At 31.7% G+C, this 19,457-nt stretch carries 17 protein-coding genes; 9 read left to right on the top strand and 8 right to left on the bottom strand.

The features are described 5' to 3' along the window. Positions 1 to 83: 83 nt before the first annotated feature. The 5 genes from EV196_RS04290 to tsaD all read right to left on the bottom strand — a co-directional run bounded on the left by EV196_RS04290 (position 84) and on the right by tsaD (position 4,537). A complete protein-coding gene (locus EV196_RS04290; protein ID WP_132215287.1) occupies positions 84 to 584 on the bottom strand; it encodes a TrmH family RNA methyltransferase in 501 nt (166 codons plus the stop codon). A gap of 89 nt (positions 585 to 673) precedes the next feature. After that, positions 674 to 1,318, bottom strand: coding sequence for a DUF4159 domain-containing protein (locus EV196_RS04285; RefSeq protein WP_132215285.1), 645 nt, complete (start codon positions 1,316 to 1,318; stop codon positions 674 to 676). Positions 1,319 to 1,585: 267 nt separating this feature from the next. Further along, entirely contained in the window at positions 1,586 to 2,290 is a 705-nt protein-coding gene (locus tag EV196_RS04280; protein WP_132215283.1) for a 16S rRNA (uracil(1498)-N(3))-methyltransferase, read from the bottom strand. After that, on the bottom strand, positions 2,290 to 2,934 hold the full coding sequence (locus EV196_RS04275; protein ID WP_132215281.1) for a peptidylprolyl isomerase: 645 nt from the start codon (positions 2,932 to 2,934) through the stop codon (positions 2,290 to 2,292). Before EV196_RS04275 ends, EV196_RS04280 begins: the two co-directional genes overlap by 1 nt. 580 nt (positions 2,935 to 3,514) lie before the next feature. Beyond that, positions 3,515 to 4,537, bottom strand: a complete 1,023-nt coding sequence (gene tsaD / locus EV196_RS04270; protein ID WP_132215279.1) for a tRNA (adenosine(37)-N6)-threonylcarbamoyltransferase complex transferase subunit TsaD — start codon at positions 4,535 to 4,537, stop codon at positions 3,515 to 3,517. A gap of 240 nt (positions 4,538 to 4,777) precedes the next feature. Between tsaD and EV196_RS04265 the strand changes: the two genes are divergently transcribed. The 6 genes from EV196_RS04265 to EV196_RS04240 all read left to right on the top strand — a co-directional run bounded on the left by EV196_RS04265 (position 4,778) and on the right by EV196_RS04240 (position 14,296). Beyond that, positions 4,778 to 9,154 carry a translocation/assembly module TamB domain-containing protein gene (locus EV196_RS04265; RefSeq protein ID WP_243652177.1) on the top strand — a complete coding sequence of 1,459 codons (4,377 nt, stop codon included), beginning with the start codon at positions 4,778 to 4,780 and terminating at the stop codon, positions 9,152 to 9,154. Positions 9,155 to 9,313: 159 nt separating this feature from the next. Next, positions 9,314 to 10,300 carry a 6-phosphofructokinase gene (gene pfkA, locus EV196_RS04260; protein WP_132215275.1) on the top strand — a complete coding sequence of 329 codons (987 nt, stop codon included), beginning with the start codon at positions 9,314 to 9,316 and terminating at the stop codon, positions 10,298 to 10,300. Positions 10,301 to 10,317: 17 nt separating this feature from the next. Beyond that, entirely contained in the window at positions 10,318 to 11,322 is a 1,005-nt protein-coding gene (gene gap / locus EV196_RS04255; RefSeq protein ID WP_132215273.1) for a type I glyceraldehyde-3-phosphate dehydrogenase, read from the top strand. An 82-nt stretch (positions 11,323 to 11,404) separates the two neighbouring features. Then, on the top strand, positions 11,405 to 12,265 hold the full coding sequence (locus EV196_RS04250) for a BadF/BadG/BcrA/BcrD ATPase family protein (protein WP_132215271.1): 861 nt from the start codon (positions 11,405 to 11,407) through the stop codon (positions 12,263 to 12,265). Between the two features lie 111 nt (positions 12,266 to 12,376). Continuing rightward, positions 12,377 to 13,603 carry an ABC transporter ATP-binding protein gene (locus tag EV196_RS04245; protein WP_165876100.1) on the top strand — a complete coding sequence of 409 codons (1,227 nt, stop codon included), beginning with the start codon at positions 12,377 to 12,379 and terminating at the stop codon, positions 13,601 to 13,603. Positions 13,604 to 13,762: 159 nt separating this feature from the next. Beyond that, positions 13,763 to 14,296, top strand: coding sequence for a hypothetical protein (locus tag EV196_RS04240; RefSeq protein WP_132215267.1), 534 nt, complete (start codon positions 13,763 to 13,765; stop codon positions 14,294 to 14,296). An 85-nt stretch (positions 14,297 to 14,381) separates the two neighbouring features. Here EV196_RS04240 and EV196_RS04235 read toward each other — a convergent pair whose 3' ends face one another. Both EV196_RS04235 and EV196_RS04230 read right to left on the bottom strand, forming a co-directional pair. After that, positions 14,382 to 14,870: a hypothetical protein gene (locus tag EV196_RS04235; RefSeq protein WP_132215265.1), complete on the bottom strand. Its 489-nt coding sequence runs from the start codon at positions 14,868 to 14,870 to the stop codon at positions 14,382 to 14,384. 147 nt (positions 14,871 to 15,017) lie between these two features. Next, positions 15,018 to 15,494 carry an Hsp20/alpha crystallin family protein gene (locus EV196_RS04230; RefSeq protein ID WP_132215263.1) on the bottom strand — a complete coding sequence of 159 codons (477 nt, stop codon included), beginning with the start codon at positions 15,492 to 15,494 and terminating at the stop codon, positions 15,018 to 15,020. A gap of 421 nt (positions 15,495 to 15,915) precedes the next feature. On the opposite strand from EV196_RS04230, the gene EV196_RS04225 reads away from it, so the two are divergent. The 3 genes from EV196_RS04225 (at position 15,916) to EV196_RS04215 (ending at position 17,900) form a co-directional block, all read left to right on the top strand. After that, a complete protein-coding gene (locus EV196_RS04225; RefSeq protein WP_132215261.1) occupies positions 15,916 to 16,314 on the top strand; it encodes an ACT domain-containing protein in 399 nt (132 codons plus the stop codon). Between the two features lie 36 nt (positions 16,315 to 16,350). Further along, the gene (locus EV196_RS04220) at positions 16,351 to 17,112 is read left to right on the top strand and encodes an RDD family protein (protein ID WP_132215259.1); all 762 of its coding nucleotides are present in this window, start codon (positions 16,351 to 16,353) and stop codon (positions 17,110 to 17,112) included. 101 nt (positions 17,113 to 17,213) lie between these two features. Next, positions 17,214 to 17,900, top strand: coding sequence for an SH3 domain-containing protein (locus tag EV196_RS04215; protein WP_132215256.1), 687 nt, complete (start codon positions 17,214 to 17,216; stop codon positions 17,898 to 17,900). 124 nt (positions 17,901 to 18,024) lie between these two features. On the opposite strand, the gene EV196_RS04210 is transcribed toward EV196_RS04215, so the two are convergent. Next, a complete protein-coding gene (locus EV196_RS04210) occupies positions 18,025 to 19,371 on the bottom strand; it encodes a DEAD/DEAH box helicase (protein ID WP_132215254.1) in 1,347 nt (448 codons plus the stop codon). Positions 19,372 to 19,457: the final 86 nt, after the last annotated feature.

The raw sequence follows: 19,457 nt of genomic DNA, 5'->3' as shown, positions 1-19,457 counted from the left end.
AATCAATTTATAGAAGCTGTTTCCTGCTATCCGCTATATCTTTTTTGAAGAAAAATCAAAAAAGGATGCCGCTTCTATCAGGGCTAAACAAGCTGCTTGGTCATTTCATACAAGGCAATGTTGGTGGCTTGCACCACATTCATACTGCTATTTAAACCAAACATATCAATATGAATCACAACATCCGATATATTTAAAATAGCTTCCGAAACCCCAAAATTTTCATCGCCAATTACGAGTACTATCGGTTTTTTTGCCGCAAATTTTAAGGTGTGAAGCGGTTTGCTGGTAGATGTAATTTCCAACGAAATAATTTGATAGTTTTGTTCTTTTAACTTTTCAACAACAGTAATTGCAGATGCACAAATTTCAAAATTCACTACTTTTTCAGTAGCTCGTGAAGTTTTTGTAATTTTCCTTCCAATAGAAATACCTTCACCACAAAGCATCAATTTTTCAACCCCAAAAGCATCAGAAATTCTAAATAAACTACCAATGTTTGGTGCGTTGGTTACATTATCGCATACTAGGACAATTGGGAATTTACGTTTTTTAAAATGGATGTTGTAGTGGGTAAGCTGCAAAGGTGTTGATGTGTTTATTTGTTAAGTTGTTTTCTGTTTAGGTGTTAATTCGTAAATCGTAAATCAAAAACCGTCAATCGTTAATCAATTCAATGTTCAAACGCATATTTAACAATATTAGCGCCCATTTTCAAGGCTTTTTCTCTAACATCTGCGGGGTCGTTATGCACTTCGGGGTCTTCCCAACCATCACCTAAATCACTTTCATAGGTAAATAATAAAACCAATCGGTCTTCAAAATAAATACCAAAGGCTTGGGGGCGCTTGCCATCATGTTCATGTATTTTAGGTAAGCCGTTCGGGAATTTATACGCTATATTAAAAATGTCGTGATTTGCAGGAAGTTCTACCAATTCCTTATCTGGAAATACTTTTTTAAGTTCTTTCGTTATGTATTGTTGAAAACCATAGTTATCATCAATATGCAAAAAACCACCAGAAATTAAATAATTACGAAGGTTTTCAGCATCGGTTTCACTAAAAAACACATTTCCGTGCCCCGTCATATGTAAAAAAGGAAATTGAAAAATATCAGAACTTCCAACTTCTACATCTTGTGGTTTTGGGTTTATTTTAGTGCCAATGTTATTATTACAAAACGCAATTAAGTTACGTAACGAGGTTGGGTTTGCATACCAATCTCCACCACCTTTGTATTTAACTAGTGCTATTTCTTGGGCAGAAACAGTAAAAAGTAAAAAGTTAAAAGTTAAAAGTAGGATTGTCTTTTTCATAATTGACTCAAATTTGTTTACTGACAAAACTATATGTAATTATATAAATGAAAATAAATGTAATTAATATAACCCATTCATTAGCGTTTTTTATAAAATCATAATTTATTAGAATTATACTAATTGCATTTAATAAAATAATTAAAACGCCAATTATTACAAAAGAAACAATGGTTAATGCAGCAGATTTGGAAGTATAATTATTTGATCCAATCCTTTTATGAAAAAAGAAGAATATAGAATTGTAAATAGAAATTATAATCTTTTTCATTCATTTGTATAAGCGACTGAATGACACGCTACAATAGCAGCCGTTTCGGTACGCAGTCTGGTTTCTCCCAAAGTTACTGGAATAAACTTGTTTTTTATGGCCAATTCAATCTCTTTTGTACTAAAATCGCCTTCAGGACCAATTAAGATCGTAATATTTTGTTTTGGTTTTAGTTGTTGCTTCAGCGATTTTCTATCGGTTTCTTCGCAATGGGCAATAAACAAATCGCCTGTAAATTCCTGTGAAATAAAATCTTTAAAAGAAATAGCATCATTAAGTTTTGGCATATAGCAACTCAACGATTGTTTCATGGCCGATTGCATAATCTTCTCAAAACGTTCGGGTTTGATAATTTTACGTTCGCTATGGTCGCACATTATAGGGGTGATGCTATCAATACCAATTTCAGTAGCTTTTTCTAAAAACCATTCGTAACGGTCGTTCATTTTAGTTGGTGCCACCGCTAAATGCAAATTATAATCGTGTTTTTGTTGTTTTGATTTCGAAATAATAGTTACCACACATTTGTTAATGTTTGGTATGGTCACTTCTGCAGTAAACAACCAGCCATTACCGTTTGTAATATGTAATATATCGCCACCTGTTTTGCGAAGCACTTTTACAATATGCTTGCTTTCTTCTTTTTCAAAAGAAAATTGGGTGGTACTCTCGGTAATGTCTGGATTGTAAAAAAGTTGCATTAATCTAATTTGTCTACAATTTTTAAAACTTTAATTTCTGAGATTTCCTTAGGTTCAAAAGTTTTTAAAATTATATAAAACTTGTTTTTTTCTGGAATATCTACAGTGAAAATATCATCTAAACTATGGTCACCATTAATAATTTCATTTTCAAATTCGGGTTGTAATTCACCTTCTATAAACCAGCCAGAATCGCCACCTTTATTGGCATTCTCATCCATGGAATAGCGTTTTGCTAAAAAATCAAATGGTGCATTACTGTTTTTATACTCATTAATTAATGTTGATCTAAAAATATTTAAATCGTCTATGTTTCCATATTTGGTGCCATCTAAATAAATATAAGAAACTCTGTAATAGGTTTTATTGGTTTTTTCAACTACTTTGTAAATTATTCTTTCATAGCTGTTCCTTACTGTTTTCATGCTACCCGTATTAAGGGCTATAAGCTCTTTGGCTAGTATGGTTTTGTGTTTTTCCTCATTAAAAGTAAGCAATTTATTTTCTTTCGATTTGTTTGATGCAAGATATGCTTCAATCTGCTCTGGGGTTTCAATAAATTCTAATTCTTTTTCGGTTGAAGTTTGGGCATTCAAAAAAGCAGAACCACAAAGGGTTGCTGCAAAAAGTAGGTTTTTAATCATGATTTTGGGTTTAAATTTAGCCTCAAATTTAAAATTATTGTCGGAAAATTTAAATGGGAAGGATATAAATTTTTAAGAATAGATTGTTTATAACTTATTTTAGTTTTTTGTTAAAGTAGAAATGTGCTAACATTGAGGTACATAGATTGATAATGAATAGTATTTGAATAAAAGAAAAAATGATAAAAATTATTACAATGAAGGCATCCATACTTAAGGAGTCATCTAACATAATAAATTTATTTTCAGTAATGCTATAATAAAATATTCCGATCATAAATATTAAGAAGCAAAAGATGCTCGTTGTAGTATGGATTTTAGTCAAAAAAACATTTAAATTTAAACTTGATTTACTCAAAATCCAGTAAATGAAACCTATAATAACGTAAAACGAACCAGATAAAATAATAAAGTCTAAATTTGAAATAACATAATATGTATCATGAATGTTTATTACAATTGAATCAGTGTTGTAATCAAAGAAACCAATAACAAAAATAATTATTGAAGTTATCCAAAAATAGATATTTGGTTTTATAGGTCTCATTTAAAAAACATTTGCGCATTAGTGGCTATAAAATTAAATCTTCAATCGCGCTGAAGCAGCTACATTTTGTTCAGCAAAATCGCCTTCTAAATATTTTAGATAGCCTACTATGGCAATCATAGCAGCATTATCGGTTGTGAATTCAAATTTGGGCACGTAGGTAGTCCAACCAAATTTTTGTTCACCATCTTTTAAGGCTTGACGAATACCAGAATTTGCAGAAACACCACCACCAATAGCAATATGTTTTATGCCCGTTTGTTTCACGGCAAGTTTCAATTTATCAATTAAAATCCCGATAATAGTATATTGAATAGAAGCACAAATATCATTTAGGTTTTCTTCAATAAAATTTGGGTTTGCTTTGGTTTCATTCTGGATAAAGTATAAAATAGCTGTTTTTAACCCTGAAAAGCTAAAATTTAAACCATCAACTCTTGGCTTCGTAAATTTAAATGCTTTAGGGTTTCCTAATTTGGCACGTTTATCAATTTCTGGTCCCGCAGGATAGCCTAAACCTAATATTTTTCCACTTTTATCAAACGCTTCACCAACGGCATCATCAATAGTTTCACCAATAACGGTCATGTCAAAATAATTATCAACTCTAACAATTTGGGTGTGTCCGCCAGAAATAGTCATGGCTAAGAACGGAAATGGTGGTTTATTAAACCCTTCTTCATCAATAAAATGCGCCAAAATATGTCCTTGCATGTGGTTCACATCTATAAGCGGAATATGCAATCCGTAAGCCAACGACTTCGCAAACGATGTTCCAACTAATAACGAACCCATTAACCCAGGCCCTCTTGTGAAAGCAATAGCATGTAACTGGTCTTTAGTAATATTTGCTTTTTTTAAAGCTTGTGCCACCACCGGAACAATGTTTTGTTGGTGCGCTCTGGATGCTAGTTCGGGTACCACGCCACCATATTCTTCATGTATTTTTTGGTTTGCTACAACATTGCTTAAAATACGTCCGTTGTGCATTACAGAAGCCGCGGTATCATCGCAAGAGGACTCAATTCCTAGAATATAAATATTTTGTGAAGCCATTACTGAATTTTGGGCATAATTATTGTTAATTTTGAAACAGAATTAAAGTCTAATACAGTACTTTTATTCGTAATTGCAAAAATACTTAATTATATTTTTTAATTGAAGTTAAAAAAGTAGTTTGTGTAGTTTACCTTAATTAGTGCCTTTTCAATTATTAAATCGTTATTTAGTATCAAAAAAATATTCAAAATAGCATATAAAATAGCAGGCATCGTACTGCTGCTTTTCATCATTTTGGTGCTGGTACTTTCTATTCCTGCGGTTCAAACCAGTCTTGGTAAATATGCTACAAAACGCCTTAACGACGCCTTTAAAACCAACATAAACATCAGCAGGGTTAGTTTGCAGTTTAATGGCGATGTAGAGCTTAAAGACATTTATATAGAAGATTTTAAGCAAGATACCCTTATAGGAATAGCAGAGTTAAACACGTCCATTATTAGTGTTAATAATTTAATTAATGGTAAATTAACTTTTGGTGATATTGATATTGAAGATTTAATTTTTAATATTAAAACCTATAAAGGCGAATCGGAAACCAACTTGGATGTTTTTGTACATAAATTTGAAGACGATAACCCAAGAAAAACAACAAGTTCATTTTTGTTATCGTCTAGTGATGTGTCCATTTATAACGGTATTTTTAGATTACTGGATGAAAATAGGGAAACCACAAAATTGTTAGAATTTACAAAGCTAAATATTAATGCCACCAATTTTTTAATTAATGGAAGCGACGTAAGTACTCGAATAAATACGTTGGCTTTTAAAGATAGTAGGGGCTTGGTTATGAAAAATATGATGACCGATTTCGCCTACACGCTAACCGATATGACTTTTGATAATTTAGAGGCTAAAACAGAACATTCTTTATTAAAAGGTGATTTGCAATTTTCATACAATAGAGCAGATTTACAATATTTTACCGATAAGGTTTTGGTAACTGCCAGCTTTAAAGATTCACATGTTTTTTTAGATGAAATTAATGTGTTTTACAATGAATTTGGGAAAAATCAATCGGTTAAATTAAATGCAGATTTATACGGAACATTAAATAATTTACAAACCACCAACCTTCAATTAAATACTGGAAATAATACTGTTGTAGAGGGAAACATACGTTTTAAAAACCTATTTAATAAAGAAGAAGGGAATTTTTATATGAATGGAAATTTTATAAATTTATCATCTACCTATAAAGATTTAACAGGCTTATTGCCAAACATTTTGGGAGCTTCTATTCCTTCTTCGTTCGATAAATTAGGGAAGTTCACTATAGTTGGTAATTCGCAGATAACGGCATCTACAGTTAATGCCAACATTCAAATTGATACCGAATTGGGTTATGTAGATTCCAATTTAAAAATATCAAAAATAAATGATATTGATAATGCATCCTATAACGGTAAAATTGTTTTTGAAGGGTTTGATTTAGGTGCTTTTATTAACGACCCCACTGTTGGAAAAACATCCTTGAATTTCGATGTAAATGGCTATGGTTTTACTGCCAAAAACCTAAATACACAGGTAAAAGGAGCTATTTACGAAATAGAATATAACAATTATAATTATTCAGAAATTAAAGTTATTGGAAATGTTAGGAATAAAATTTTTGATGGAAATTTAACAGCCAATGATAAAAATTTAAGATTAAACTTTTTAGGACTTGTAGATTTTTCTGAAAAAGTAAAAAAATATGATTTTGAAGCACATGTTGATTATGCCAATTTAAATGCTCTTAATTTTATAAAGAAAGATAGTTTATCTCAATTTAGCAGCCATGTTAAAATGAACATGAACAGTAGTACGCTTGATGATGCTTACGGAAAAATTTCATTTACTAATACGGTTTATAAGAATCAAAATGATACGTATTATTTTGATAAATTGGATTTAACCTCCAGATTTGAAGATGATATTCGATTTATAGAAATTAAATCGCCAGATATTATTGAAGGGGAGCTTAAAGGGCGTTTTGTAATGAACGATATTAAAAAGCTTTTTGAAAACTCTTTAGGGCATATTTATACCAATTACATTCCGCATAAAATTAAAACGAACCAGAGTATCGATTTCAACTTTAAAATTTATAATAAAATAGTTGAAGTTTTTTATCCGGAAATTGAACTCGGAAAGAACACTTATATAAAAGGACGTGTAGAAAACGACCAAAGGCAGTTTAAGTTAACCTTTAAATCGCCTCAAATTAAATTACTCGATTATTTTGCAAACAATATCGAGCTTCAGGTAGATAATAGTAACCCACTTTTCAACACATATATAGAGGTTGATAGTTTAAATACAAAATATTATAACGTTTCTAAATTCAGTTTAATTAATGTTACGGTAAACGATACCTTGTTTATGCGTTCAGAATTTAGAGGCGGAAAACGTAATAACGATATTTTTAACTTAAGCTTCTATCATACAATTAATAAAGATAATGAGTCGGTTATCGGTTTTAAAAAATCGGATGTTACCGTAAAAGATAATACCTGGTATATTAATGAAAAGAAAGACCGTTTCAACAAAATTTCATTCAACAATACCTTTACAAAGTTTAATATAGATAAGCTTGTAATTAATCATGGAAATGAAGAAGTTAAGTTTTCTGGTTTTCTTAAAGATTCAACACAAAAAGATTTAAAGCTCGATTTTAAAAATGTCGATTTAGCTAAAATTATTCCAGAAATTGATAGTTTGAAATTTGAAGGACGCGCCAATGGTAAGTTAGATTTATTACAAAAAAATGGGGTTTATTTACCAAATTCAGCCATAGTTATTGATGATTTTAAGGTTAATAATGTGGAATTCGGTTCGTTTGATGCCAACATAAAAGGGAATCAAAACTTAACCAACTATAATGTAGATATTACCATTAAAGATGATATCAATAAATCGTTTAGAGCCATTGGCGATATTAATGTAAACGGAAAACAATCAAGTATTGATGTTGATTTAGAACTCAATGCATTTAATTTAGAGCCCTTAAACCCACTTTTACACGGCGTTTTATCGAATATAAGAGGACTCGCTACAGGGAAAGTAAATGTAAACGGCAATTTAAATAAACCAAATATAGATGGCGATCTTGTTTTAAATAAGGCAGGCTTGGGCATACCTTATCTTAACGTAGATTATCAATTTGCCAATAAATCTTCAGTAACATTAAAAAACCAAAGTTTTATTTTTAATAAAATTCAATTAACAGATACTAAGTACAAATCTAAAGGGCAGCTAAATGGATCGTTAAGTCATGTGAATTTTTCTAAATGGCGATTAGATTTAGATTTAAACACCTCCAAATTATTGGTGTTAGATACTAAAGAAGCCGAGGATGCCTTGTATTATGGTACTGGTTTTGTAGGCGGTAGGGCAAGCATAAAAGGGCCAACAGAACAACTTGTAATAAATGTGGTAGGTGAAACAAAACCAGGAACGGTTTTTAAAATACCTTTAAGCGATACAGAATCTTTTGGAGATAATAGTTATATAAATTTTATTACTAAAGAAGAAAAACTGGCAAGAAAACAAGGAATAGATATTGTATTTAATGAAATTAAAGGACTTGAATTAGATTTTGATTTAGATATAACCGAAGATGCCGAAGTTGAAATCATTATTGATAAAAATTCTGGACATTCCTTAAAAGGCCGTGGTCGTGGTGGTATTTTAGTTGAAATTAACACCAATGGTAAGTTCAATATGTGGGGAGATTTCTCGGTGTTTGAAGGGGTTTATAACTTTGCCTATGGCGGTTTAATTCAAAAGGAATTCACTGTACAACCTGGTGGTACTATTGCTTGGGAAGGCGACCCGTTAGATGCCTTGTTAAATATGAAGGCTATATATAAAACGCAAGCAAATCCGTCACCATTACTCGATAATCCAATAAACAGAAGCATCCCTGTAGAGTTGAATATTAGTTTAACAGGTAATTTAGAACGACCTACACCACTTTACGATTTTAAGTTTCCTACCGTAAGTTCAACTATTAAATCAGAGTTGCAATATAGGTTAGAATCCGATAATGATAAACAGAACCAGGCCTTATATTTATTATCTACGGGCTCTTTTTCTAGAGGCTTAAGCGAACTTAGTTTTTCAGGAACCATTGCCGAACGTCTTAATGGTATCATCAACGGTATTTTCACAACGGGCGATAGTAAACTTAACATCGGGTTGAATTATGAAGCAGGAGAAAACAGGCCAGATTACCAAACCGATGATCGTTTTGGGGTAACCCTACAAACCCAAATTAGCGACCGTGTACTTATTAATGGTAAAGTTGGTGTGCCGGTTGGTGGAGCAGGAGCTTCAGAAACTGTTATAGCCGGCGACGTTGAAATAAACTTTTTGTTAAACGAAGAAGGTACTTTAACTGCCAATGTTTTTAACAGAGAAAATAGTATTCAAAATTTTGGTGAAAAAGTAGGCTACACACAAGGCTTGGGTATTTCATATAGTGTAGATTTTGATACTTTTAAAGAACTACTTCAAAAATTCTTTAAGAACGCCAAAAAAGAAGAAGAAATCACAATTGAAAATGAGCCTGAAAAAGAAGTATCATTACTTCCGGAATTTGTAAAAATGAAACCGGCATCTGGTAAATAATTTTTTCAATTTTATGTAAAAGCATTTAAGTTAATACTTCTCAACTTTTTTTTGTAATTTACTAAAACGTTATAGTTTAATATGTTTCATAAAATAGAATAAATCATGTAGATATATGGTTTTTGTTTAGTAATTTTACGTTTGAAAAATTAAAATTTAATGTCAAAAACAATAAAAAAAATTGCAGTTTTAACTTCTGGAGGCGATTCTCCAGGTATGAATGCAGCCATTAGAGCTGTTGTTAGAACTTGTGCTTACCATAATATAGAATGTGTTGGTATTTACCGAGGATATGAAGGCTTGATGGAAGGCGACTTTAAACAAATGAACGCCCGTAGTGTTAGAGGTATTATTAACAAAGGTGGAACTATATTAAAATCGGCACGTTCTAAAGAATTTAGAACAAAAGAAGGTAGATTACAAGCTCACAAAATGTTAGTTGAAGAGAATGTAGACGCATTAGTAGCTATTGGTGGTGATGGTACGTTTACTGGAGCTATGATTTTTAGTCAAGAATTCGATTTCCCAGTAATGGGAATTCCAGGGACTATAGATAATGATATTGTTGGAACGTCTCATACACTTGGTTTCGATACAGCTTTAAATACAGTTGTTGATGCCATCGATAAAATTAGAGATACAGCAAGTTCGCATAACCGACTTTTCTTTATAGAGGTTATGGGGCGCGATGTAGGGCATATCGCTTTAAACGTTGGAATAGCTGGTGGAGCCGAAGAAATTCTAATACCAGAAGAAGATTTAGGATTGGATCGACTTGTAGAATCATTAAACAAAAGTAGAAAATCTGGAAAATCTTCAAGTATCGTTGTAGTAGCTGAAGGGGATAAAATAGGTAAAAATATTTTTGAACTTAAAGATTATGTTGATGAAAACATGGAAGGTTATGATGTACGTGTATCAGTACTTGGTCACATGCAACGTGGTGGACCACCATCATGTTTCGACCGTGTATTAGCAAGTAGAATGGGTGTAAAAGCTGTTGAATCTTTAATGGAAGGTAAAACAAGCTACATGGTTGGTTTAATTAACGGTAAAATGGAGTTAACACCATTAGAAAAAGCCATTAAAGGAAAAACAAAAATAAACTTAGAATTATTGCGTGTCTCAGATATTATGAGCACTTAACATTTATAAACAAGAATATGTCAAAATTAAAATTAGGAATTAACGGATTTGGTAGAATAGGTAGAATTGCTTTTAGAGTAGCTGCAAGCAGACCAGAAATTGAAATAGTAGGTATTAATGACTTACTAGATGTAGAGCATTTAGCATACTTATTAAAATATGATTCTGTACACGGACGTTTTAACGGAACTGTTGAAGTAAAAAACGGAAACTTAGTTGTTAACGGAAATGAAATTAGAATTACTGCAGAACGTAACCCAGAAGATTTAAAATGGGATGCTGTTGGTGCTGAAGTAGTTTTAGATTGTACAGGTATCTTTACATCTTTAGAAGGTGCTCAAAAACACATTACTGCAGGTGCTAAAAAAGTAGCAATTTCTGCACCATCAGCAGATGCGCCAATGTTTGTAATGGGTGTAAACAACAAAAAAATTACTGCTAAAGATACCATCGTATCAAACGCATCTTGTACTACAAACTGTTTAGCTCCAATAGCTAAAGTTATTAATGATAACTTCGGAATTATCGAAGGTTTAATGACTACAGTTCACGCTACAACTGCAACTCAATTAACTGTTGATGGTCCTTCTAAGAAAGACTGGAGAGGTGGTCGTAGTGCTTTAGCTAACATCATACCTTCATCTACAGGAGCTGCAAAAGCGGTAGGTAAAGTAATTCCAGAATTAAACGGAAAACTTACAGGTATGGCATTTAGAGTACCAACTCCCGATGTATCTGTAGTAGATTTAACTGTTAGAACTGAAAAAGCAGCTTCTTGGGAAGAAGTGAAAGCAGTATTGAAAAAAGCATCAGAATCAGGTGACTTAAAAGGTGTGTTAGGATACACTGAAGAAGCCGTTGTTTCTCAAGATTTCGTTTCAGAATCTATGACAAGTGTTTTTGATGCAGATGCAAGTATTGCACTTAATGATAATTTCTTTAAATTAGTATCTTGGTACGATAATGAATTTGGTTATTCAACTAAATTAGTTGACCTTGCTCAATATATTAGTAAAGTATAATTTAAGAAAATAATATTAATTATGAACTCCACAGATTTATTGTAATAATAAAAATCTGTGGAGTTTTTTTATTTCAAAACACATGATTTTAATTGTTGATAGTGGCTCTACCAAAAGTGATTGGATTGCTGTAGATAATAATGGTAAACAAATTTTAGAAAAGGTAAGAACCAAAGGTCTTAATCCTGAAGTTTTAAAAGGAGATAAGCTAAAAAAACTAATTAAAAAAAATCCAGATTTAAAGGCAAATAGAAAAGATGTCACTCACGTGTTTTTTTATGGAGCTGGTTGTGGTACAGATCGTGGTAAAGAAATTGTAAGAGCTGCTTTAGTGGAAGTGTTTCCTGAAGCTTTAATAAAAGTGGAAGAAGATACTTTGGCTGCTGTTTATGGTACTATAAGTCATGACACCGAAGCTGCTGTTGTTTGTATTTTGGGTACGGGTTCTAACTGTAGTTATTTTGATGGTGCTAAATTACACCAGAAAGTGCAGTCTTTAGGCTATATTTTGATGGATGATGCTTCAGGTAACTATTACGGAAAACAATTAATAAGAGATTATTATTTCAATTCGATGCCAGAAAACATTAAAATAGCATTTGGTAGTAAGTACAATATGGAGGCCGATTATGTTAAGTACAACATCTATAAACAACCCAATCCAAACGCCTATTTGGCCAATTTTGCAGAGTTTATGTTTTTAAACAAAGACTCAGAATATATAGTTGAGCTTATTAAACAAGGCATCCGCATTTTTGTTGAAAATTACATCATGCAGTACAAGGAAGAAGTTAAAACAGTTCCAGTACATTTTGCTGGGTCTATTGCTTATTTTTCCCAGGATGAAATTAAAGCCGTAGCAAAAGAAATGGGCTTTACAGTTGGTAATTTTGAACGCAGACCAATTGAAGGTTTGGTGGCATATCATATTAAAAACCTATAAATAAATTAATTATAATTTTTAGACCTCACAAGTTTTTAAAACCTGTGAGGTCTTTTTATGACGTACAGTTTTTAAAATTCATTTATTAGTTTAGTAAATAAAACATACAACTTGAAAAATCACAAAGCTATTTATATTTCGAATAACGATGATAAAGTTCAATTAATAGAGCGCATTAGTTCAGGCATTACTTTTGAAGATGTTACAAACTTAAAACCCGCTCTTTTTTCTGAAATTACGCTGAATAAATTTATTGAAGAAGAAATAATACATGGCCATTTTGGTGTAGAAACGGAAACAAAAAATAGTTTACTACATTCCTCGGAAGGCGAACGTAAAAAAGCCTTACTAGATTACATCATTTCACAAAACCCCGATTATATTATTGCCGATAATATTTTCGGTAATTTAGATGTAGAAAAACAAGTTGCCATTGAAAAAACATTTGCCTATTTAAGTAGTAAAACACTCATCATTCAAATAACAAATAGAAAGGAAGAGATTTTAGCATTTATAAAAAACACTTATAAATTAGAAGGTAAAACACTAGTTACTTTCAATCATAAAGAAATAACAAACACAAGCACTTCATTAAGTTTTGTGGAAGCCTTACCACAACCATACCGTCCTATTTCAGAAAACATCAATCCGTTAGTAAAATTCAATAAAGTATCTGTAAATTACAGCGACCGTCCTATTTTAAATGCCATTTCTTGGGAAATTAAACGCGGTGAGTTTTGGCAACTCATCGGTGCGAACGGCTCAGGAAAAAGCACGATGTTAAGTATGATTTATGGAGATAACCCAAAAGCATTTGGGCAAGATATTACCTTATTTGGTGTAAAAAAGGGGAGTGGCGAAAGCGTTTGGGATATTAAAAGGAAAATTGGTTATTTTTCTTCCGAAATGTTACGTGGTTTTAAACGGTTGGATTCTATTGGTAATATGATTGTATCTGGTTTTTTTGATTCTGTTGGGCTTTATAAAGAACCCACCAACGAGCAAATTAAAATAACCGAACAATGGCTGCATGTGTTAAAAATGTACGATATACGCAAGCAAAGTTTTTTAGATTTATCAAAAGGGCACCAACGCTTGGTTTTAATTGCCAGAGCCATGGTAAAACACCCACCATTACTTATTTTAGACGAACCCACAAATGGACTGGACGATTTTGATGCCAAACTATTCTCCGAACTTATAAATAAAATTGCCAAAGAAACAGATACTGCTATTTTATATGTATCCCATAGAAAAGAAGCAGGTTTAAACCCAAGTTTTATTTACCAATTAACACAAAACCCAACAGGCTCTACAGGTAAACAAGAAACTGCTTAGTAGTATTTATGTCTTTTTTTATTACGGTATTTATTTACAAAATAAATTTTATATTTACGTAGTAACAACAAAAAACGCATCATATTCTTACTTAGGTGCCGGCAATTTGGAATAAAAGTTGTTATATACTGTAGTTACCTAACATTTGAAAATGAACTTATGACAAAAAGAGATTTTTTTAGAATTATAATAAAGCTATTCGGACTTTATGCATTAATTCTAACCATTTTCACTTACATTCCGACTAACATCAGTTATGTAGCTTACCAATTTGAACCCATTGTTTTACTTTGGATTTTTGGAGTTGCTGCTTTAACCGTTTTGATTTATACTCTTCTTATTCGCAAAACTGACCTAATAATTGACTTTCTGAAAATAGACAAAGGGTTTGACGATGAACGAATTGAGTTCGGGAATTTTAATAGTCAAAAAATAATGCAACTTGCTTTGATACTAATTGGAGGATTTTTGATTATTGACTATTTACCTCAATTTTTACAATACACTTATCTCGCATTTAAAAAAGAGGTTTCACCAAGCGGATTAAATCAATTGGAGGAATTTAGTTTCGGTAAAACTAAAGATTATTTAGATTGGGCAATTTCTGGAATAAATTTAATTATTGGATATATTTTGTTGACTAATTACAACCGAATTACTAATTGGATAAATAAAAAAGAAAAAAATGTCTGATAAAACCGTATATAAAAATTCCTATTTTTAGCTTAACAAATGTCCAAAAAAAAAATTGAAACCACAAAAAGAAGACGATAACTATTTAGTTTTCGTCTTCTGGTTTAATAAATTCTGATTGATATTTTTCTAAAAATTTCTTCTGTTTTTCAAGCATTTGTTGTGTTATTTTGTCAATATCCATATAGTCCTTGCCAAAATCACTTCCAAAAAAATCTTCATTGAAAAAACGTTTGCTAAAAAGTGAATCTTTAGAAAATACATCATCGAATCCTTGATTTTCAAAATCTGAAAAATTCGTGAAGAATCTTGATTTGAAAGATTGCAGCAAACTATCCCTATCTAAAGTTGAAATATGATCCAATTCACCTTGCGATGACCAAGAATAAATACTGTCATATCTAATTAAATTCCCGTTTTCATCAAATTCTTTATCAACTTTCCAAGAACCTTTAGGAGCTTCAGCTACAGTTCCTTCACTTTCTTTAATTTCAATTTGTTTAGCATTATTTTTTTGACCATTGCAACTTACACTTAATAAAGCTACTATTATAACTAATACATGTTTTTTCATCACTTTGGCTTTTAAGTTAAACTTAATTTGCGATTTACCATATTTAAACTTTTTAGTATAGCATTAAACAAGATGAGTAATATAGAGGAGACCAATTTAATATTGGTCTCCTTCCATACACTTTAATCTAAAAATCTAGAGAATCAATTATGAAATTTGAATGCTTCTAGCAGGCTTTTGTTTAGCTTCTTCTTTTTTTGGTAAAAGAATACTCAAAATACCTTCATTATAACTCGCATTAATTTTTTCATCATTTACGCTCTCAGGCAGGGTAAAGGTTCTTTTGAAGGCAGAGTAACCAAACTCTCTACGAGTATAATTTTCTTCCTTTTGTTCGTTTTCTTCCTTCGTCTCTGTAGAAATTGATAATACTTGATTGTCAATATCAATATGGAAATCTGATTTTTTTAGACCCGGAACTGCCATTTCTACTATAAAGGCATCAGCAGTTTCTTTTATATTTACTTTTGGTAAAGTTATTCCAGTATTGAAATTTGATGTAAATACTGATGGTAGGTCTCGATTAAAAATATCATCTAACCAATTTGATAAGGTTGGGAAGGTTTGATTTGAATTGCTGTTCGCTAAACTTCCGTTTTTAGGAACACTAACTAAATTGCTCATAATTACAAAATTTTAAATTAAACATTATTTCAAATTTGAATTCCTTTGTTGAATTCGATATTAATAAAACAAAAAAAATACCAAAATTGATAAAACATATTTTGTGAACCATATTTTGTTAAAATGATCTGTTTCGCTGTCAATTTTTCAAAACATTGGTTATATTAGATTTAAATAAATGTCAAATTGACATTTTGAATTAATATAAAAGTAGAAAGTGCCAAACAAGAACCTCTGTTAGAAAGATGGGAAAACACTACATTTTTATGAAAGCTTACAGTAGTAACTGAAAATGCATCATAGCCTTGCTTAGGTGCTGGCTATGCGAAATAAAAGTTGTTATATACGTAAGCCAGTTACATATTTAACTTTATAAAATCTTAGCACACAAAACCGTATTATACACAAAAACCTAAACATAATGGCTGGAGAAACAAATATCTCTGAATTATTAAAAGGAATGACTCCCAAGCTAAACGATGGAGAATATATATTTTCCACTGTGAAAGATGTGAGTAAGATTAACCGAAGCGATACCATTTGCGAATTCAAAGAAAGGGAAGGAATAACAATTGTCATCGAGAAAAAAAAAGCAGACGAACTAAACTTGAACTATGAATATATAGCTTCTTGGATTACGCTTATGGTTCACTCATCGCTCGATGCCGTAGGTTTAACAGCTATATTTTCAACAGAATTAGCAAAGAATGATATTAGCTGTAACGTAGTTGCTGGATATTATCACGACCATATTTTCGTTGATAAAAAAGATTCAGACAAGGCTATTAATATATTAAAGAAATTATCTGAAAATCAATAATAAAAGGAGTCAACAATATAAACCAACCGTAAAATAATGAGCGAAAATTTAGTAAAAGAATATACTCTATCAAGTAGAAAAAGAAGAATAGCGGCATTTATAATTGACCATTTTGTATTTACATTTCTCATAGTAGGAACTGTATTCTTATCACTAGGAACTGATTTTAGGGACGAAAACAATTTAAGTAATTTAATATCCAAAATGCTGCCAACAATGCTTATTGGCTTTCTTGTATACTTTGCAAAAGATTCTATAAGAGGAATAAGTCCTGGAAAATGGATTATGGGAATTATGGTTCGTAATGAAAATAATCCTAATGAAGTACCTGCTTTAGGAAAACTGTTCACACGGAATCTATTTTTAATAATTTGGCCAGTAGAGTTTATAGTGCTTGCTTCAAATCAAGAGAAAAAAAGACTTGGAGATAAAATTGCAAAAGCAATTGTAGTTAAGAATCCAACCAAAGCAAAAAGTCTTCCGAGAATTTTAGCATTAGTTGGAATAGGAATTGCCTTTTTTACTTTTACATTCTTGTTTGCTGGTTCTGCAATGAAAAATTCAGACGCTTATAAAGTAGCAGTTTCTGAAATTGAACAAAATGAAGAAATAATATCGGAAACTGGTGGAATAATAGGTTACGGAATGATGCCAATAGGAAATGTTAGTATTTCAAACGGAAACGGTCAGGCACAGCTAGAAATAAAAGTTCTTGGAAATAAAAAGGACATGAATGTTGGTGTTTATCTAACAAAAGAACCGAATGGAGAATGGAAATTAATAGAACTGAATAAATAATTATGGGTGCTAGTATTGTATAAAAATAATGACGATTTAGTACTAAAACAAAGGTAGTTGCGTGCATAAATATTGGCAATAATTTAACCAGATACCACATTATGAAACAGGTTTTCACATTAATACTTTTACTTTATTTTTCTAATTCATTCGGACAATTTGCTATTGTGAATGATAAAGATAATGTTGTAAACGTCAGAGAGGATGGAGTACAAAATAGTAAGGTTATAGACAAGTTACAAAATGGGCACTTAATTTACTGTTTTGAAAACAAAGGAGATTGGACAAATATAGACTACGAAAACAAAGGAAAAGAACTTAACGGATATGTTTATAGTAACATATATAAGTTAATTTCCAGTTTTCCAGCTTTAACAATATCCGAGAAATCGGAAAATTTAATAACATTAAAAAATGATACTATTGAAGTAATAATTTCGCAAAGTAAATTTGATAAGAAAAAGCATGTCTTTAAATACGTTAAAGATTATACCACCCAAATTGAATTAATAGATAATAAACGATATTGGGGATTGGATGGCGGAATGCCTAAAACACAGTTTGAAAAAATTAGTATAAAAATAGGTCACAAATACATAACGCTACCAAAATTTGCTTTAGATGGACTTTACGAACCTAATATATACACCGCAGAAGTAAATTATGATAACGTTACTGGTACGTTTTATATCCAAACAATGAATAGTGACGGAGCAGGGGGTTATTTAGTAATGTGGAAAATTGAAAAAGGAATATATAAAGAGAGATTTGTAGTACATGGATTCTAAAAAAACAATTATAAACAATACATATTATAAAAATTGCTAGTATATCTTAGCATCGGATTTTCCTTCGGAAAATCCTCGCACACAAACATGCAACTTTCCAAGATATACATAAACATCAAAAGCCTTACTTCCGCTTATTCCGTTTATTATAATTCTTGTCGCCTCTGGTTTTTGGCTTTTTATATTTGGCAGCTATTTTAAACTTATACGAGCCTCCTTTGTTTTCTTGTGAGTTTTTTTCAGATTTCTCATGAAATGCAGCACCAATGTTTTCGTCGCGCTTTACAGGGTTGTTGCGTTCTTTTATTTGTGGACGTTCTTCTTCAATAAGTTCGGTGGATATTTCAACAGCTTCAGGAATATCCAATAGTGTTACCTGCACCTGCATTAATTTCTCAATACTTTCAACCGATTCCTGTTCTTTTTCCGTAGAAAATAAAATAGCATCACCCATACGTTCTGCTCTACCGGTTCTACCAATGCGATGCATATAGTTTTCGGGGTAATTGGGTGTATCAAAATTTATAACATGCGAAATGTTGTCAATATCCAACCCACGTGCCATAACATCGGTAGCTACCAATATACGCTTGTCACCATTTCTAAATTGCTCGATACTGCGCAAACGGTAATTTTGGGTTTTATTGGAGTGAATCACGCATAATTCATCGTGATATACAGCATCTAAAGTATCAAATAAACGGTCGGCCATTTTTTTGTTGGATACAAATACCAATACTTTATTAAAAGTCTCCACATCGTTCAACAGATGTTTTAACAAATTGGTTTTGGTATAAAAATTAGGCACGTTGTAGCGTGTTTGAGTAATATTTTCAAGTGGCGTACCAGAAACCGCAATAGAAACACGTTCTGGTGCTTTAAAGAAGTCGTTAATTAAACCGTCTACATCTTCCGTCATAGTTGCCGAAAACATGATGTTTTGGCGTTTTTCGGGTAGTAAATCGAAAATATTAATGAGTTGGTGTCTAAACCCTAAATCGAGCATCACATCCACTTCATCAATCACCAATTTTTGTATGGATTTTAATTGTAACACGCGGCTTAAAGCCAAATCGTACAAACGCCCTGGGGTAGAAACTAAAATGTCAACACCTTCAGCAATGGCTTGTTTTTGTGTATTAATATTGGTGCCACCATATACACCCAACACACGCGTATTCATGTATTTTGCTAGTTTTTCAATTTCATCAACCACTTGTACCACCAGTTCGCGGGTAGGTACTAACACCAGAACACGCGGCATTTCTTGCGTAGAAAACTTCAAATTTTTTAAAATAGGCAACATGTAGGCAAAGGTTTTACCTGTACCTGTTTGTGCAATACCTACAATATCTGCACCCGAATTAACCACATTAAAAGCTTCGGCTTGTATGGGTGTTGGGGTGGTGAAACCTAAATCGTTTAAGGCGTTGTATAAAGGCGTATTTAAATTTAAATCTTCGAAAGTCACAGCAGTTGTTTAAGTTGGCAAAGTTACACTTATTATTTTATTCAAGCGAAACGGTTATATGTCTTGGCAGATGTATTAGAATTACT

Origin of the sequence: Mariniflexile fucanivorans, assembly GCF_004341235.1 — a bacterium.
Classification (GTDB): domain Bacteria; phylum Bacteroidota; class Bacteroidia; order Flavobacteriales; family Flavobacteriaceae; genus Mariniflexile; species Mariniflexile fucanivorans.
The sequence above is the reverse complement of the archived record's forward strand: the minus strand, read 5'-3'. Positions and strand labels throughout refer to the sequence as shown.

Coding starts and splice junctions, on each gene's coding strand:
- EV196_RS04285 (WP_132215285.1), bottom strand. CDS start 1,318: ATGAAAAAGACAATCCTACTTTTAACTTTTAACTTTTTACTTTTTACT.
- EV196_RS04280 (WP_132215283.1), bottom strand. CDS start 2,290: ATGCAACTTTTTTACAATCCAGACATTACCGAGAGTACCACCCAATTT.
- EV196_RS04275 (WP_132215281.1), bottom strand. CDS start 2,934: ATGATTAAAAACCTACTTTTTGCAGCAACCCTTTGTGGTTCTGCTTTT.
- tsaD (WP_132215279.1), bottom strand. CDS start 4,537: ATGGCTTCACAAAATATTTATATTCTAGGAATTGAGTCCTCTTGCGAT.
- pfkA (WP_132215275.1), top strand. CDS start 9,314: ATGTCAAAAACAATAAAAAAAATTGCAGTTTTAACTTCTGGAGGCGAT.
- gap (WP_132215273.1), top strand. CDS start 10,318: ATGTCAAAATTAAAATTAGGAATTAACGGATTTGGTAGAATAGGTAGA.
- EV196_RS04250 (WP_132215271.1), top strand. CDS start 11,405: ATGATTTTAATTGTTGATAGTGGCTCTACCAAAAGTGATTGGATTGCT.
- EV196_RS04240 (WP_132215267.1), top strand. CDS start 13,763: ATGACAAAAAGAGATTTTTTTAGAATTATAATAAAGCTATTCGGACTT.
- EV196_RS04235 (WP_132215265.1), bottom strand. CDS start 14,870: ATGAAAAAACATGTATTAGTTATAATAGTAGCTTTATTAAGTGTAAGT.
- EV196_RS04230 (WP_132215263.1), bottom strand. CDS start 15,494: ATGAGCAATTTAGTTAGTGTTCCTAAAAACGGAAGTTTAGCGAACAGC.
- EV196_RS04225 (WP_132215261.1), top strand. CDS start 15,916: ATGGCTGGAGAAACAAATATCTCTGAATTATTAAAAGGAATGACTCCC.
- EV196_RS04220 (WP_132215259.1), top strand. CDS start 16,351: ATGAGCGAAAATTTAGTAAAAGAATATACTCTATCAAGTAGAAAAAGA.
- EV196_RS04215 (WP_132215256.1), top strand. CDS start 17,214: ATGAAACAGGTTTTCACATTAATACTTTTACTTTATTTTTCTAATTCA.